The organism is Limnochorda sp. L945t (genome assembly GCF_035593305.1).
In the GTDB taxonomy this organism is placed as follows: Bacteria; Bacillota; Limnochordia; order Limnochordales; family Geochordaceae; genus Carboxydichorda; species Carboxydichorda subterranea.
In genome coordinates, this window is the sequence record NZ_CP141615.1 from 768,997 (window position 1) to 784,815 (window position 15,819).

Sequence of the window (15,819 nt, forward strand, 5' to 3'; positions counted from 1 at the left end):
TGCGCAGTTCCTCCGGCCCCCGCTCGGCCGCCACGTCGAGGATGGCCTGCAGCACCGACCGCTGGCGCTCGGGGTCCAGCCGACGGAACGTACGCCGTACGAGCCCACGGCGCTCAAGTTGCAGGATATGGTCGTAATCGGGCGCTACGACGCGGCCCGCCGGGCCCGGCTCCACGCAGGCGGGTAATCCCTGGCCCACGCCCCGCAGGCGTGACAGGCGGTTCGTCGAGCAAGTCGGCGAAGGCGAACCCGTCGCGCTCCACCACGGCGCCCCGCCGAAAGGCCACGGGCTGTGCGAACACCGGCCCGTCGTAGACGCAGGTGTGGAATTCGCCCTTCTCCCCGCACGGGTCGACCCCGGCAGGCAGCGCCGCCAGGAATGCCTCATCGAACTCCCGTCCTGCCCATGACGCGTCCAGACGGGCGAGGTCGACGCACACCACCACCGCCCGGAATCCGGCCCGTAGGAACTCTCGAGCTACGGCCCCTGTATCGCGCCCCCACAGCGGAAACCGGGCCTCCATCCCGGCCCGGGCCAGCTGGCGCTCCCGGTATGCGCGGACATCGGCCAGGAAGATGTCGCCGAAGGCCACCGACCGGATGCCCCGAGCCTTCAGGTGCTCCAGGGCCTCCGCCATCCGGGCTTCGTAGACGGCGTTGGTGCACCGGGGCGGGATCGGCACCTCGAGCACCGGTACACCCACAGCCCGAGCCTGCGCCCGGAGGAGGCTCCGGCGCACCCCGTGCATGCTCACCCGTTCATGAGTCTCCGTAACCGTCGTCAGCAGCAAACTGGCTCCGCCCAAAACGTACAGCGCCATCGCGCTGTCCTTCCCGCCGCTCCACGCGAGGGCAGGTCCGGGTTCGCCAGAGGACGGCCAGATGGGGGTCTTTCGGGATGCTGAGAGTCTGTTCACGGCCGCTTGCTCACCCCCGGCAGGATGACCGCTCCCGGGCCGGACGTCAACAGCGCCGCGGGAGGCCTCTGGCTTTGCCGTCTCCAAGGAGCCGCCACTCACCTCCACACACTCGGGAATGGACATGCCGGAGGTCAAGAGCGAGATGCAGACGACCGGAGCACCGCGAACCACGGACCGGGGGGAGGACGAGACCATACCACCCCGGACCGGCGTGACGGCCCAGGTCGATTACTACGCGCTCACATCGGCACGGTGGGGCGATTTCGAGCGGCTCATGGGTGCCAGGTTGACCGACGGCCTGGTCGCCTGCGTCGTGCCGCTAAAATCGGGCACGTGGGGCGTCGCCCTGTGGCGGCAGGCCGGCTCCGACCTCCGGTCGGTGGTGGCGGTGAAACATTGCGTCGTCCGGGACGGCCGCATCCCCGAGCATGACCTCACCGAGGGCGACTCAGCGTTGGCGGAACTGGCTGAGAGCGGGAGGGCCGGTTACACGGGGCCTGTGGTACGCTGGACGACATGACCTCTGCAGCAGCCGGCGCTCGATGGCTGTCGTATGGCCCCTAGCCTCACACTCCCCGCAGCAGGGGAGGGCCCAAGAGCTTCCGGAGCATGGCCTCCCGGGCCTGGTGTTCCACGGTGTCGTCCAGTGGCGGGAGCCGGATGCCTTGTCCGTACCGGCGGTCGACGGCTGCCTGGAGCAGCCAGTCGGCCAGGGTAGGGTTTTTCGGCAGCAGGCTTCCGTGCAGGTAGGTGCCGATGGCGTTGCGGTAGCGCGCCCCCTCGGTGCCGTCGGAGCCGTTGTTGCCGTACCCGTAAAGTACCCGCCCGAGCGGCCGGGCTCGCGCGCCCAGGGTCGTGCGTCCCGAGTGGTTTTCGAACCCAACCAACAGGGGCCTGGCGTCGCCCAGCTCGGCGCGGACCGCCACGTTGCCGATCATGCGGCGGCCACCCGCCTCCGTCCACGCGTCGAACAGCCCCAGCCCCTTCATCTCGGTGCCTTCCGCCGTTCGGTAGAAATGGCCCATCAGCTGGTAGCCTCCGCAGATGGCGAGCACGGGGCAGCCGGCCTCGACGGCCTCGATCAGCGACGGGCCCTTGCTGCGGCGAAAGTCCTCGGCGACGGCCTGCTGGGCCCTGTCCTGCCCTCCGGCCACCAGCACCAGGTCGAAGTGCGTCGCATCTACCGGCGTGCCCACGGAGGCCTCGGTGACCGTGGTCGGTAGGCCCCGCCAGCGGGCGCGTTGCACGAGCGCGGTCAGGTTGCCCCGGTCCCCGTACACGTTGAGGAAGTCGGGGTACAAGAAGAGGATGCGAAGGGGCGGGAGGTCGCGCGGGAGATGGATCCCGTTGCCGTCAACCGGCGGTGACGGGGGCCGGGCGTGGGAGCCCACTGCTGACCAGCACCTTTCGGGCTGAGAGCATCGCCGTGTACGTGGCCAGGATCCAGACGGGCTCGTCCGAGGTCGCCCGCTCCAGGCATTGCCGGATGGCCTCCCCCAGGCGAGTCTCGATGACGAGCCGAGGCACCTCGACCCCGGCGTACTTCAGGCGCACCGCCATGTCGGCCGCCCGCCGGCCCGTGCAGATGACCGGGATGCCGGCCGGAAGGCGCGGGACGAGCCGCCCTTCGAAGTCGACGTCCCAGATCCAGGAGACGTCCCGCCCGTCGGCCGCCAGGTCGTTGAGCGCGATCGCCACGCAGCGCCACGGGCGCAAGGGGGCGACGGTGGCCAGCACCTGGTCGAAGCTCGTGGGGTTCTTGACCAGGCTCAAGACCACCCGGCGGCCGCGCACCCATACCTCCTCGGTGCGGCCGAACGGGACGGTGGCCTCTTCGAGCCCCTGCGCGATCTCGTCGGGCCCGAACTCGAGGGCAAGAGCGGCGCTCGCGGCAGCCAGGGCGTTGTAGACGTTGTGGATACCCGGCAGGCGCAAGCGCAGCTGCAGCTGGCCGGTGGAAGTCGAGACACCCACGACGGCAGCTCCGTCTTCACCGAACTGCTCGACGTCGCCCTGGACCTGGGGAAGGGGTCGCCGGTGACCGCAGTTGGGGCAGGCGTAATGCCCCAGCTGCGCGTAGAAAAGCCGCTCGTACCGGTAAGGCGTGCCGCAGCGCACGCACTGGGTCCCGTCCGCCGACAGGGGCGGCCTGGCTCCGCTCGGACCCGCAGGTGCCGGGAGCTCCGGCGCCCGCTGCACGCCGAAGTAGGTGACGCGCTGGCCGGCGGAGGCGGCCTCTTCCCCGAGCCACACGCTCAACGGGTCGTCCGCGCAGATGAACCAGTGCACTGCCTCTCCCGCGCGGGCGATGCCCTCGCGTACCCGGCGCACCGTCCCGTCGACCTCTCCGTACCGGTCCAGCTGGTCCCGGAAGAAGTTGGTCACGATCACCGCTCTGGGACGCAGGGCGCCGACCACCGACGGAAAGGCCCCCTCATCGACCTCCAGCACCGCCAGATCCTGCGCCTCGGCCCGCCACCAGCCGGCGCCCTCGATGAAGGCCGCGAGCAGCCCGGCGGGAAGGTTGGCCCCGGCGACGTTGTGAATGAGGCGCAGGCCCCGGCGAGAGGCAATGCGATGCAGAAGCAGGGCCGTGGTCGTCTTGCCGTTGGTGCCCGTGACCACGACCGTGCCCTGCCTGGGCAAGCGGGCGACGTGGTCCAGCAAATCAGGGTCAATCGCCGCGGCCACCCGGCCGGGCCAGGCGGTACCCCCGCGCCCGAGCTGGCGCGAGGCTACCATGGCCACCTTGCCTGCCCACAAGGCGAGACGCAGCGGATGCATGTTCATGCGTACCGACACGCGAGCGTGACGAGCATCGTGAACGCCAGCTTCGACGCGTGCCTCCGAGGCGATTGTACACCCGGACAGGACCTTTCATTCCTCAAATCTCCAGCATGGCCGGACCCAGCTTTACTTGGAGCACAGCGTGCGCCAGTTCGGTCACACAGGGCGCCACCTTCAGCGCAGCATGACACCGCCCGAACGCAGGCTGCTCGTGAGTTGCCACACCACCTCGGCGACCCGGCCGCGCCGCACGAAAGGGGGATTTCCCCGGTGATCCCGTTCGAGGTGGCGGGCCGCCTCATCTCCTGCCGGCCCCAGCAGCCGGAGGATGGCCACGGCGTCCGCGTCGACCAGCCACTGGTTGCGGCGCGATTCGAAGGAGCGCCACGCTTCTTCCAGGCGCGGCGCCTGGAAAGCGTCCAGGGACCGGAGCAGGTGCTCGAGGTCGTCCAGGAACTCGCCGATCGTCGCCGGCTGCGCGAGGTAAAGCCCTCCGCGCTCGACGTAGGAGCCTGCGAACAGCCCCATGCGAAGCAGGGCGATGGCCTCGGGGTAAGCCGGATCGGCCTCGTCCTGGGCCGGCACGACCCCCCTCCATCCACCTGGCGGCTGGAGTCGCGCGCCGACGGCACCGGCAGGCTCTTGCGGCCCCGCTGCAAGGCGGGCTCCCCGGCGTGCCAGGAGCCGGCGTACCTGCGTGACGTCTTCCGGACGGAGGACGAGCTCGTCCAGGGGCTCTCGTCGCGTGCGCGCCACCCAGGCCGCGACACCGGCGGCCTCCCCGAGCGCCACTTGCAGGGGCACCACGCGCGCCGAGAAGGCGGCCGTCGAGTCGAAGGAGGCCGCCTGGGAAACCACCAGGAGATTGTGCAGGTCGGCGGGCACCAGGGTGCGCAGCGGCACGCCGAAGGGGGCGGGCACCCCGAGGAGGTACGGGGGCTCGCCAGGGACGTATGTCTGGCCGTCGAGGGGATAACCCCCTACTGCCACGGAGTCCGGGAAGTATCGCCCGTATAGCACGTCGTCCGCCCGCAGGCGGTAAAGCCCGACGAGGTGCCTGCTCTCCCTCAGGTAGAGCCGGGGCGCCACGCCATCGAGCACCGCTCCGGCGAACACCGCCGGATCGGCCTCCCGGAGGTACTGAACGACTCGGGGAGCCTCGAGGGCGGCGGCGCGATACGCCTCGTCGACCGAAGCCGGGCTCGTGGCGTCGACGCCGTAGATCTCCAGAGCGTCGACGAGCAGGCTCCCGTCGTCCTGGCGTGCGACGTTGAGCCCGCGCAGGTGGAAGCGGGCAGGATCGCCGGGACGATACCCGGCGGCCAGGCGTCCCCAGCCCCAGGCGCTCCTTCCGGCGCAGCCGGAGCCGTCGTGAGCCCGGCGCGAGGTCTCCCTGGCGTGCGTGCACAAGACGTCCCACGGTACGCCGCGCAGGCGTAGCACGAGGCCGGCGGCCATCTGGCGACGGTCGAGCGTCGTGTCCTCGCGGCCCACGGTGAAGCGGGCGCCCGCTGCCCGGGCCAGGTCGGCGGTATCGCTGGCATCGATGAACAGAGGAGCCTGCAGTACTTGCTGCCCATCCGGGCCGTCCAGCACCACGGCCTGGATCCAGCCGTCGCGCTCCAAGACCCGGACGAGACGCCGCTCGAGCTGCAGGGTGATGCCCGGGCGGGTCGCCCACTCGTCCATCACGGCCGCGGCTTGCCCCACGTCGAAGGACGGGTCGTGCCCGAGGTCCCGGTAGAGCTCGGCGAACAACCCTTGTTGCAGCAGGCCCCCCCTGTCGTCCCGGGCTACGTCCAGCGTCGCGAGCCATCCTCGGGTCAGGACGCCTCCGACCTCCCTGTCGGGCTCCGCCAGCACCACGCGCAAGCCCTCCCGGGCTGCGGCCACGGCCGCTGCGATGCCCTGCGGGGTGGCCCCCCAGACGACGAGGTCCGGGAAGGTGCCGGAGGATGCCAGCGATGGGAGGCGCTCCAGGCCGAGCGGGTCGCGCATGCCGAAGGCAGGGGAGGCCGAAGTCACGAGCGGGCCCGGCGCCAGCACGGGTACCAATGCCAGCACCAGGGCCCGTGGGCCAAGAGCCGCAGGGAGCCGGCCGTCGCGAATGCGTGATCGACCCCTTCCCGGGCTGATGGTTCTCGGCGGTATCATGGATGAGATCGCGATACCATGACAAGCCTGTGAAGGGCCCGTGCGCTCCAGCGGCGACGCCGCTGGAGCGGCGTGTTTGACAAGTCCAGAGCCGCGGGCTATTCTGGGATGCGGCGGCACCCGCGGTGGGCGTAGCTCAGTTGGTCAGAGCACCAGGCTGTGGACCTGGGGGTCGTGGGTTCGAGTCCCACCGTCCACCCCATTCACCCCATCGCAGCGCCGCAGCCCGCGCCGCGGGTTCGCCGGTTTGCGCCCGTAGCTCAGGGGATCAGAGCGGGTGGCTTCGGACCACCAGGTCGTGGGTTCGAATCCTACCGGGCGCACCACCAGCTGAAGGCAGGGCTCCTGGCGTGAAAGCCGGGAGCCTTTCTCCATGGCCGGTCGTGTGTACGGTATGCGGCTCGAAGGGCGGCCTTCGACCGGGCAAAGCGTGACGACCGGCCGGAGGGCCCGACGTGCTCCCCGGCGGGGGCGGGAACCCGGCGAGAGCTGAGGGATGTCCATTGAGCGCGACGGTGCGAGGGGGGCGACAGGCGGAGCCGGGGGCCGGAGGCGGGGCCGGTGCCGGTGCGCCTCTCGTCGAGCTGGGGCGCACGGGGATCCGGGTCAGCCCCGTCGGCATCGGGACATGGGCATGGGGCGATCGGATGGTCTGGGGCTACGGCCGCGAGTACGCGGACGACGCCCTCGCGGAGGCCTTCCAGGCGGCCGTGGCAGCCGGGATCAACTGGTTCGACACCGCCGAGATTTACGGTAACGGGCGATCGGAGCGGCTGCTGGGAGAGTTCCTCGCCAGGATGCCGGATGGGCACTCCCGGGTGCTCGTCGCCAGTAAGTTCATGCCGTTTCCATGGCGGCTGCGCCGGCGCTCGCTTCTGGGTGCCCTGCGAGCGAGCCTCAGGCGCCTGGGCGTGGAGCGGATCGACCTCTATCAGATCCACTGGCCCTATCCGCCGGTGCCGGTGGAAACGTGGATGGAAGCCCTGGCGGAAGCCAGAGCGGAGGGCCTCATCCGCTCGGCCGGCGTCTCCAACTACTCCGCGGGCCAGATGCGCCGGGCCTACGAGGTGCTGGCTCGTCACGGCATCCCGCTGGCCTCCAACCAGGTACACTACAGCCTGCTTCACCGCGAGCCGGAGCGAAACGGCGTGCTCGATGCCTGCCGGGAGCTCGGCGTGAGCCTCATCGCGTACAGCCCGCTCGAGATGGGCCTGCTGACCGGCAAGTACCGGGGGGAGCGCCCGAGGGGCGTGCGTGGCGCCATGCTGGCGCGTTCGGGGGCGCTCGGGCGGCTGCCCTCCGTCCTCGGCCTGCTGCAGGAGATTGGACAGGCTCACGGGGGCAAGAGCCCGGCCCAGGTCGCCCTGGCCTGGCTGGTCGCCAAGGGATCCTTGCCCATCCCGGGAGCCAAGTCGGCCGCGCACGCCCGCCAGCACGCACAGGCCATGACCATCTGCCTGGGCCCGGACGAAGTCGACGCGCTCGACCGGGCGGGCCGGCCGTGAAGGATAGGCTTGCCAGGCGGCGAAGCGCGCATCTCGAGGCCCGGCTTGGGCCTGCTTCCCAGGGAAGGCGGGGTGCTCGATGAGTGCCAAGGTGCGCCGCAGGGTCGCCGTCGTCACGGACAGCGTGGCCAATCTGCCCCAGGCCCTGGCCCGCTCGCTGCGCGTGTGGGTCGTCCCGCTCCTGGTCGTCTTTCGAGACAAGGTCTTTCGCGACGGGGTGGACCTCTCTCCGGCGCAGTTTTATCGCCGGCTGCGGGAAGGCCAGGTGGCCTCCACCTCCCAGCCCAACCCGGATGCGTTCCTGGAGGCTTACCAGGCGGCCGTGAAGTCTTCGGCAAGCGCGGAGCCGGCCGAGAGCATCCTGGTCATCACCATCTCCTCCAAGCTCAGCGGCACGTTCCACAGCGCCACGCAAGCCGCGCAGCGCTTCTCGTCGGCGGCGGTACGGGTCATCGACTCGCTGACCGCCTCCTTCGCGGAGGGGTGGCTGGTCACGGAGGCGGCGCGCCTGGCGGAGCGGGGCGCATCGCTGGGCGAAGTGGCGGACAGGGTACTGGCCCTGAGAGAGAAGGTGCGGATCTTTGCCGCGGTCGACTCGCTCGACTACCTGCGGCGGTCGGGCCGAATCGGGCGGGCCGTGGCCATGGCCGGCTCGCTGCTCAAGGTCAAGCCCATCCTGACGGTGGGCCGCGACGGGGTGGCGGAGGGGGTGGACCGGGCGCGCACGCTCGAGCGCGCACTGGATCGCCTCGTGGAGTTCGTCGCCGAGGACGCACCCCAGCTCGTGCCCACTGCGCGAACGGCGCAGGCGACGGCCGGTGGGAGGGCCACGGAAGGCTCGGCTCAAGACGCGGGCGAGGAGCGGGGGCGGGGGTTTCAGCCCCAGCAGGTCGGGGCTCCGGAGAGCGGCCGTGGCCCCTTGCTCCATGCGGCGGTGGTTCACGCTGACGCGCTCGAAGCCGCCCATGCCCTGCGCCGGCGGCTGATCGAGCGTTTCCGGTGCGCGGAGCTCTTCCTCGAATACATCACCCCTGTGCTGGGGGCCCACGCGGGCCCCGGCACCACAGGGGTGGCGTACTGGTGGGAGCAGGAGGCGACGAGCTGAATGAGGCAGGCCGCAGAGGCTCAGGCCGCAGGCCAGGGGGTGGCCTGGAAGGCGGCCGTGGGCATCCTCATCGGGGTCGCGGGGGGCACCTTCGGGGGGCTGGCGGGCCTTGGCGGGGGCGTGCTGATGGTGCCCATGATGACCGCCTTTCTGGGGCTCACGCAGCACGAGGCCCACGGTTCGAGCATGCTGGCGGTGCTGTTCACGGCGGTATCCGGGGGGCTGGGGTATGCCCGGCATGGTGGGGTGGATTGGGTGGCGGCGGTGGCCGTGGCCTTCTCGGCGGTGGTCATGGCCGGCTACGGCGCCCGCCTCAGCCATCGGGTGCCGGCGCGGCGGCTGCGCCGCTACTTCGGCTACTTCCTCGTCGCCATGGCCCTCATCGTGGTGGTGAGCCGCTATCTCATGACCCATGCCGCAGGCGGTGCCCTTCCGGCGACGCCGGTCGTGGCGCTGGGAGGCATCCTGACCGGCCTGGTGAGCGGTTTTCTGGCGGGGATGATGGGCATGGGCGGCGGCGCCATCGTGGTACCCGCCCTCGTGGTGGGGCTCGGCTTGCCCCAGCACGTGGCGCAGGGTACTTCCCTCGTGCAGATGATCCCGACGGCCATCTCGGGCACCTTCACCCATCACCGCCTCGGGCACACCCGCTGGGACGTGGCCCCGTGGGTGGGGGCCGGGGCGATCGCCGGCGGGTGGCTCGGCGCGTTCGTGGCCGCGTTGCTCCCGACGGATACGCTGCGGTGGGTGTTCGCCGCGTTCATCTTCTTGATGGGCCTCAACTACGTTCGCACCTCGGCGCCGGTCAGGCCGGGGCACCCGTCCGGGACGGGCGGAGCATGATCCGGCCGACCGCCGGGCGAAAGACGGCCGGGGCGGGAAGCTGCCCCGAGTTTCGCTCCCCTCGCCCCGGCTGGCGGTCGGCCGTTCGGACCCTCGCGCGGGTCTCCCGATCCCGTTCGACGTTGCGAGGTGCCCTCTAGCGCCGTCAGAAGGCGATGCTCAGGCCTCCCCGCAACCTCAGCCCGGTGAAGTCCAGGGCCGGGCCGGGGTTACGATCCTTGTCCATGGTCTCGGGCACCTGCAGCCACCCGTAGCCCACCGTGGCCAGCAGCGCTGCTTGCGGCCCGAGCGCCGAGCGCAACTCGAGACCGGCCTCGTAGCCGTCGGCGTTGCCCTGGTACGTGTGGCTGAACTCCGCCGCGTCCGGGTCTTCCACCTGGCCCCGGATCTGGCCCCGTTCCGCGTAGGAGGCCTTGTACCGGCCGTAGCCCGCGAAGAAGCGCACCGAGGCCGGTTCGGCCAGCGGAGTGCCCAAGAACACCTTGAGCATGGGGCCGTGGGCCGTCGGCGTGTAGGACTGGGTATAGTGGCCCGACACGCTGCCGGTCTGCACCGACAGGTCGGACGAGGTCGTGCCGGTCAGGTACTGGTACCCGAGCCCGACGCCGACGAGTCCCTGAGACGACAGGACGAACCCGGCTTCGGCCGAGATGCCTGCGCCCAGCCGGCCTGCGGGCGTGCACTCGGCGGTGACGCCGGCATGATTGAGTTCTCGAGCGATCTCCGCACAGTTCTGGCTGCCGGCATCGACCCGTTCGTTGACGGCCTCCATCTGGAACAGCCCCAGGCCGCCGCTCGCGTAGAAGTCGACGGCGGCCCGCGCGGACGGCGCCAGCATCACCGCTCCGGCCAGCACGACCAGGGCGGCTACGCCCTTGGGACTCCTGCCGAACCCTACCCTTCGCATCCGTGCATCCCCCCGTAAGGATTTGGAGTTCCTACGGGGCCGGGCACCCGTGGTTCATCCAGACCGTTCGGCCGGCGCCGGGGTGGTACGAGTGTCGAGAGGATGCCACGTTCTGGGTCGCATGCCGGATCGCACCATACCGGGCTCTGGTATACTGGGGGCTGTGTGCGCCGGGCTGCTCGCTGCGGGGGAGCGGAGGTCTCGCGGAACGGATGGGCTGGAATCGCTGGTTGTTGCTGGTGGTCCTCACGTGGGTGCCGTGGCTCGAACTCCGGGGCACGATCCCGCTGGGGCTGGCGTGGGGCATGCCCTGGCTGCCGGTGGTGCTGGTGGTCCTGATGGCCAACGTGTTGCTCTTCTGGCCGACCTGGCTGGTGATGTCGCTCTTTTATGAACGGTGGCTGCAGCACACGTTCGTGCGCGACCTGCTCGAGCGCGCCCGGCGCCGGAGCGAGGTGGCCGTGGAACGCTTCGGGCCCATCGGGCTGCTGCTCTTCGTTGCGCTGCCGTTTCCGGGGACGGGGGCGTACACGGGCACGGCGCTGGCTTACCTGGCCGGGATGCCGGTCATGAAGGCGTTTCGGTCGGTGGCCGCCGGGGTGCTCGTGGACGGCGTGATCATCACGCTTCTCAGCACGGGGGTCATCACCGGGGTGAGGTGGCTGTCGGGGTGACCCGGGGCTGTGCCGCGTGCCGGCGGAAAGCGACAATCCGTCCCGCGTTGCCCGGTTTGCTCGTGCGTGCTATACTTCCCAGTGCCGTGGGCCGCTAGCTCATCTGGCAGAGCATCGGACTTTTAATCCGAGGGTGCAGGGTTCGAGTCCCTGGCGGCCCACCAGGTAACCGCCTCGGCGTCGCCGCCCCGGCCGGCAAGATTCATGCGATACGGAAATCCGGGTCATCGTGGTCGGGGATGCTCGCTCGCCCAGTGGCCAGGTGGGTGCCGTAGTCCAGGGGGCGCCGTCGCTTCACACCGAAAGGGCGGCGCGCCGCAACGCACGGCTGTGCCGTCCCGTCTAGGCGCGCCAGCGGATGTAGTACCGTTCAAATGCCTGCTTGAGCCAGCGTGGGATGGCCCCCGTCGCTGCGAAGACGGTCCTGGCGTCACCTGCCCCTGGGTGCGGCCGGCGCATGACCAGGAGCCCCTGCCTGCGCGGATGAGGGGCGTACCCGGGCTCGCCAGCACGACCAGGTGGACGACGGCCCGTCCCCCGCGCGGCTTTCGCCCGGATGGGCCAAGGATCTCCGCGAGGCTGTGCGCCGCAAAAAGCGTGGGCTGCGGCCACAGGATGGAGGCCGTGAACCGCTCGGCGCCGGGCCAGGGTAGGTGCGCTTCTGCGCCCAGAGCGACCAGCAGGTAGTCGTAAGGCAGCGGGGCCGTCGCTGTGGACAGCAGGTCGCCAAGCAGCCGCTCGCCGTGACACTTCGTGACGGTGCTTCCGCCTCCTCTCAATCGCACCATCCCCAGCCAGAACCTGGAGCGATACCGTGCCGAACGCCTCGACGGTGACGACCTCCTAAACGCCTCCGCAAGGGGAGCCGAACGAGGCTGCATGGCCCGTTCAATGGAGCCACGCGCTGCTGCAGAATGGGCTGGGGGGCGGCCCCCGCCGCGCCGCCGGCATGCAAGTGACGATCTCCGACCCGGACCTCGGCCCGCACGGGACAATCGGCGCCAGGTTCACCGACGCGGCTCGAGCGCGTCGTCATGGAGGTCGGTCCGCCGGCCCATGTGGCGACGGCTGACCCTGAGTGCGTGGCCCGCTCCCTTGGCCTGAGTGTCTCCGGTCTGGCCGGCGGCGACCTGCCGCCCGAAGTAATGGCCTCGGGGGTGCAGCATCTCATCGTGCCGTTGAAATAAAGGCCCGCCAGCGTCCGGATGCCAAGGGGACGATCCACGAAAGGACGTGTCGCATGCCGCCGTAGTAGAAAGCGCCGAAGGGTGAGGTTTCTGGTACGCCAGCGTCTACGCGTGGCGCCCACGTGGGCCGAACGGAGAGGTTGGTTCGGGGCCGGAGGGGCAACGGCCGCAAGGACGTTCGTTGCCGAATGGCTGCGGATCGTGGGGGTCAACCTGGCAACCGCGGGCCTGGTGACCGGCCTGGCGAGCCTCATGGAGACCGAAGGGGGCTTTTCGCTGGGCTACCTGGTGCCCCTGTGGAACGCGATCCTGTACGGCGCGTCCTTATTGCCGCGTACGCCCTGCTGGTGGTCTCCCTGCGCGGGCTGGCCCGCTATAGAATCCGTGGCCGCTGGTGGTCGTTCCGGCAGCAGCTGGTCCGGATCGAGCCGCCGGGCCTGCGCCGCCAGGAGTGGCTTGGCGTGGTGCTGGCGCTCGTCGTGCTCCTGGCTGCCAACGCCAGAGAGGCGCTGCAGGTTATGGAAGTCACGAGGTGAGGTCAGCCGTACCGTGACATGCGACACGACGTCGCCTCAGCACCCGAAGCCGGTTGTCCGTCTCGTAGAGCGTGGACACCCGCCCGAAGACCGCCTCGGCGTCGCCGCCCCGTCGGGCAAGGTTCCTGCGACACGGATCGCCCGACCTGTTGACTCTCCCGTCGCGGGAGGCCCTACGCTGCCCGCAGACGGCGGACAGGGCAGGGAACGGAGGCGGTCGGCATGCCGGCGTAGCTGAGCGCCCTGGCCGGATGCCGGGAGGAGGCGGAAGGTCCGATGAAGCAGTACGACGTCCAGGTGGAAGAGGTACGGCCGGTGACGGCCATGATGGTGCGCAAGGTGGGGGCCGTGCGAGAGGCTGGCCCCTGGGTCGCGGCGGTCATGGCGTACCTGGCGCAACAGGGGCGCCGGCTGGACGGCCCGCCGGTGGCCGTCTACTTCGATGAAGAGTTCGACCCCGAGCGAACCGACTTTGCTGCCGGATGGCCGGTCGGCCAGCCCCTTCCCAGGGGCGACTCGCCGGCAGGGCCGGTCGAAGTCCTGACCCTTCCGGGCGGGCAAGTGGCCTGGGTGAAGCACGTGGGGCCGTACGGTGAACTCGGCGATGCGTACCGGGCGCTGCTCGACCACATCAAGGCGAGCGGGCTGCGGGTGACGGGGCCGCCCCGGGAGTGGTACCTCACGGATCCGGCTTCGACACCGGACCCGTCGCAGAACGTCACGCGCGTCGAATTCCCAGCCGTGCGGGCCAACGCGGATCAGCCCGTGGCCGGGCTCATCGAGCGCCTCGAGGCGGCGCAACGCCGACTCGAGCAACTGGTCGTCGAAGCCGGCGAGCGGGATCTGCCCGGCATCCGTGCCAAAGCCGGAGCGAAACCCCGCGACCTGCGTGCCACCCTGCTTCGCATGGAAGCCCACGTACGCCAGCACGAGCGGAAGCTCCGAAGGAGCCTGGCGCACCTTGGGCCATAGCCAGAGGCGGCGTACCGCGCTGCGGGCTCACCTACCGGCATGACAGCCAACGCCCTACGTCGAGGGAACCCCGCAGAAAGTGGAGTGGATGCGGAGTCATCCGTCCTCTAGCAAAACGGCTGACAAGGGCATGACAGCTTTCGCGGCGGCCCCGGCCTGGGCAGGAGAACGACTCCAAGAACCTAACGGGCATCGGTACTGAGACCCGGACTGGGAAGGGGTTCCCCGGGGGTGGCCGAGGGGGGAGGTGCGGCGGGAGGGCACCGGGAGCCGTGAGCCGGGATGTGTGCTGGTGTACCCGCCGGCCGGCTTCGAGTTTCACCACGAGTCGAAGGGCGCTGTCTGGAGGATGGGCCAGCATGCCTACGTCGCTTTCTTCCCCGGGCGCTGGTACTCCGTCGGGCCCCGCTTGGACACGAACGGCCGGGTGCTAGAGTAGTACTGGAACGTCGAGACCCCGCCCGTCTGCGAGCCGGCTCGGATCTGGCAGTACGCCGTCGAACTCGACGTGCGCTGCACCGCCGACCGCACCTGTGAGGTCTGCGACCTGGCGGAGTTCGAGACCAGGCGGGACCTGTATCCCCCCGAGTGGACGGAGTCGTCCTTGCGGGCGGTCGAGGAGATCGGGGCGCACGGCGGTGAGGCTCGCTGGCCGATGCTCCCGGACGGGGGTAACCCCGAGACCCTCGGTGTGTTCTTGACCTGGCCTGAGCGCCTCGCGCATCATAGCGCATTACCGAAGCGGAACCGCCCGTGCTCTTCCGAGAAGCGTTGGAGGTCGGGGCTTCCAGAGGAAGCCCCCTTCGGGGAGCTTGCGGCACAGGTCGAGAAGCTGAAAAGGCCGCTCGCTCACGGCCTTGAGCGCGAACCCGGGAATGATGCCCACAGTGGCCACCCCTTTCTACCTAACGGCCTTCCGGATAGGAGTATGAGAGCCGCTCAGCCCGGAAGACTGCCTGCCCGCCACAAGGGTATCGTGCCGACCTTGACAACAGCATGTCAGCTTTGGCAGGGTGCTCGCCCCCGCGTGACCGGGAGTGCCGCCCACCCTGTACCGAGCTGTACGGCGGGCATGGCCCGGGGGTAACTGTGTGGCGAATACGTTGCAGGAACGTACCAGAAGCGTGTCGAATGCGCCCTTCGAGAGGAGGAAACGGCTTGGAAAGCCGGGGGTCGGGCCAGGCGAACCGGGCGGCATCCCCAACCGTTCGGGCCATTGCCAGGGAGGCGGGAGTGAGCCCGTCGACGGTTTCTCGCGTCCTGCGCTCGCCGGACGGTGTCAGCGACGAGGCGCGCCGGCGGGTCCTGGGAGCGATTGACAGATTGGGCTCGACCCCCGATGAGGTGAGGTTGTCGGCATCGCTGAAGCTGAAGGCCCTCACGAAGTCTGCCCACAGTCAGGCCAGGGGGTTGTTGGGGCTCATCGTTCCGGACGTCAGTACCGCCTTTTACGTCGAGGTCCTCAAGGGGGTCGAGGCCGAGGCCTACAACAGGGGGTACGGCCTGGTGCTTTACACCACAGCAGGGCGCGGGCACGATGAGGTGATTCGCAGATCCCTGGAAGCGGATCAGGCTCAAGGGCTGATCATCATGACCCCTCGCGGTGGCGCGTCCCGGGCGCTTCTGGAGCGCAACGCACGCGCCATTCCCCCTGTCGTCGTGGTGGACCATCGCAGCGAAGGCAGCCCTTTCCCGCATGTCGCCGTGGACAACCTCAAGGGGGCCATGGATGCAACCACTTATCTCATCAAAAGAGGCTACCGGCGCATCGCGTTCATCACGGGCGAACTCTCGATCCAGTCTGCCGTTGACCGTCTCCGGGGGTACCGCCTCGCGCTCGAGGAAGCGGGTATAGGGTTTGACCCGCAGCTGGTGGTGCGCGGGGATTTTCGTACCCCTTCGGGGTATCGGGCAGCAAGAGAATGGCTCGACCAGAAGCAACCGCTTCCCGACGTCTGGTTTTGCTCCAACGACCTCATGGCTTTTGGCGTCCTGCAGGCCCTTCACGAGGCTGGCGTGTCCGTGCCAGGGGATACGGCCGTGATGGGTTTCGACGACATTCCCATGGCACAGGCGACGCTGCCGCCGCTCACCACGGTGGCGCAACCCATGACGGAGATGGGTGCGCTCGCGGTGCGGATGGTGGCCAGCATGCTCGAAGGAGGGGAGGTGGCCGTTCCCCGAGTCGTCCTCGAAACCCGCTTGGTCATCCGTCAGTCGGCTTGAGCC

General features: G+C 69.9%; 13 protein-coding genes and 3 tRNA genes. 11 read left to right on the top strand and 5 right to left on the bottom strand.

Translation table 11 applies throughout. The features are described 5' to 3' along the window. Nucleotides 1-113: 113 nt before the first annotated feature. Nucleotides 114-917 carry a Dph6-related ATP pyrophosphatase gene (locus U7230_RS03535; protein WP_404980553.1) on the bottom strand — a complete coding sequence of 268 codons (804 nt, stop codon included), beginning with the start codon at nt 915-917 and terminating at the stop codon, nt 114-116. 145 nt (nt 918-1,062) lie between these two features. Here U7230_RS03535 and U7230_RS03540 point away from each other — a divergent pair, with 145 nt between their 5' ends. Continuing rightward, nucleotides 1,063-1,440: a hypothetical protein gene (locus tag U7230_RS03540; protein WP_324718265.1), complete on the top strand. Its 378-nt coding sequence runs from the start codon at nt 1,063-1,065 to the stop codon at nt 1,438-1,440. 46 nt (nt 1,441-1,486) lie between these two features. Here U7230_RS03540 and U7230_RS03545 read toward each other — a convergent pair whose 3' ends face one another. The 3 genes from U7230_RS03545 to U7230_RS03555 all read right to left on the bottom strand — a co-directional run bounded on the left by U7230_RS03545 (nt 1,487) and on the right by U7230_RS03555 (nt 5,771). Continuing rightward, the gene (locus U7230_RS03545; RefSeq protein WP_324717363.1) at nt 1,487-2,311 is read right to left on the bottom strand and encodes a type 1 glutamine amidotransferase; all 825 of its coding nucleotides are present in this window, start codon (nt 2,309-2,311) and stop codon (nt 1,487-1,489) included. After that, nucleotides 2,274-3,710: a Mur ligase family protein gene (locus U7230_RS03550; protein ID WP_324717364.1), complete on the bottom strand. Its 1,437-nt coding sequence runs from the start codon at nt 3,708-3,710 to the stop codon at nt 2,274-2,276. The genes U7230_RS03545 and U7230_RS03550 overlap by 38 nt, the downstream gene beginning before the upstream one ends. 171 nt (nt 3,711-3,881) lie before the next feature. Further along, on the bottom strand, nt 3,882-5,771 hold the full coding sequence (locus U7230_RS03555; protein WP_324717365.1) for an FAD-dependent oxidoreductase: 1,890 nt from the start codon (nt 5,769-5,771) through the stop codon (nt 3,882-3,884). Nucleotides 5,772-5,986: 215 nt separating this feature from the next. On the opposite strand from U7230_RS03555, the gene U7230_RS03560 reads away from it, so the two are divergent. The 5 genes from U7230_RS03560 to U7230_RS03580 all read left to right on the top strand — a co-directional run bounded on the left by U7230_RS03560 (nt 5,987) and on the right by U7230_RS03580 (nt 9,314). Beyond that, nucleotides 5,987-6,063: transfer RNA gene (locus tag U7230_RS03560), tRNA-His, on the top strand. A 47-nt stretch (nt 6,064-6,110) separates the two neighbouring features. After that, nucleotides 6,111-6,187: transfer RNA gene (locus U7230_RS03565), tRNA-Arg, on the top strand. A 177-nt stretch (nt 6,188-6,364) separates the two neighbouring features. Further along, on the top strand, nt 6,365-7,366 hold the full coding sequence (locus tag U7230_RS03570; protein WP_324717366.1) for an aldo/keto reductase: 1,002 nt from the start codon (nt 6,365-6,367) through the stop codon (nt 7,364-7,366). Between the two features lie 79 nt (nt 7,367-7,445). Continuing rightward, nucleotides 7,446-8,471, top strand: a complete 1,026-nt coding sequence (locus U7230_RS03575) for a DegV family protein (RefSeq protein ID WP_324717367.1) — start codon at nt 7,446-7,448, stop codon at nt 8,469-8,471. Beyond that, entirely contained in the window at nt 8,472-9,314 is an 843-nt protein-coding gene (locus U7230_RS03580) for a sulfite exporter TauE/SafE family protein (RefSeq protein ID WP_324717368.1), read from the top strand. It abuts the gene before it with no gap. A gap of 145 nt (nt 9,315-9,459) precedes the next feature. On the opposite strand, the gene U7230_RS03585 is transcribed toward U7230_RS03580, so the two are convergent. Then, nucleotides 9,460-10,221, bottom strand: coding sequence for an outer membrane beta-barrel protein (locus U7230_RS03585; RefSeq protein WP_324717369.1), 762 nt, complete (start codon nt 10,219-10,221; stop codon nt 9,460-9,462). Between the two features lie 212 nt (nt 10,222-10,433). Between U7230_RS03585 and U7230_RS03590 the strand changes: the two genes are divergently transcribed. From U7230_RS03590 to U7230_RS03610, 5 genes are all read left to right on the top strand, one after another. Further along, the gene (locus tag U7230_RS03590; protein ID WP_324717370.1) at nt 10,434-10,895 is read left to right on the top strand and encodes a COG2426 family protein; all 462 of its coding nucleotides are present in this window, start codon (nt 10,434-10,436) and stop codon (nt 10,893-10,895) included. Between the two features lie 88 nt (nt 10,896-10,983). Next, nucleotides 10,984-11,059: transfer RNA gene (locus U7230_RS03595), tRNA-Lys, on the top strand. Between the two features lie 1,319 nt (nt 11,060-12,378). Next, nucleotides 12,379-12,618: a hypothetical protein gene (locus U7230_RS03600; RefSeq protein ID WP_324717371.1), complete on the top strand. Its 240-nt coding sequence runs from the start codon at nt 12,379-12,381 to the stop codon at nt 12,616-12,618. A 276-nt stretch (nt 12,619-12,894) separates the two neighbouring features. Then, nucleotides 12,895-13,590 (top strand): GyrI-like domain-containing protein, encoded by a 696-nt coding sequence (locus U7230_RS03605; RefSeq protein WP_324717372.1) that lies wholly within the window; start codon nt 12,895-12,897, stop codon nt 13,588-13,590. Between the two features lie 1,158 nt (nt 13,591-14,748). Further along, complete coding sequence (locus tag U7230_RS03610; protein ID WP_324717373.1) at nt 14,749-15,816, top strand: LacI family DNA-binding transcriptional regulator; 1,068 nt, start codon at nt 14,749-14,751, stop codon at nt 15,814-15,816. Nucleotides 15,817-15,819 lie beyond the last annotated feature (3 nt).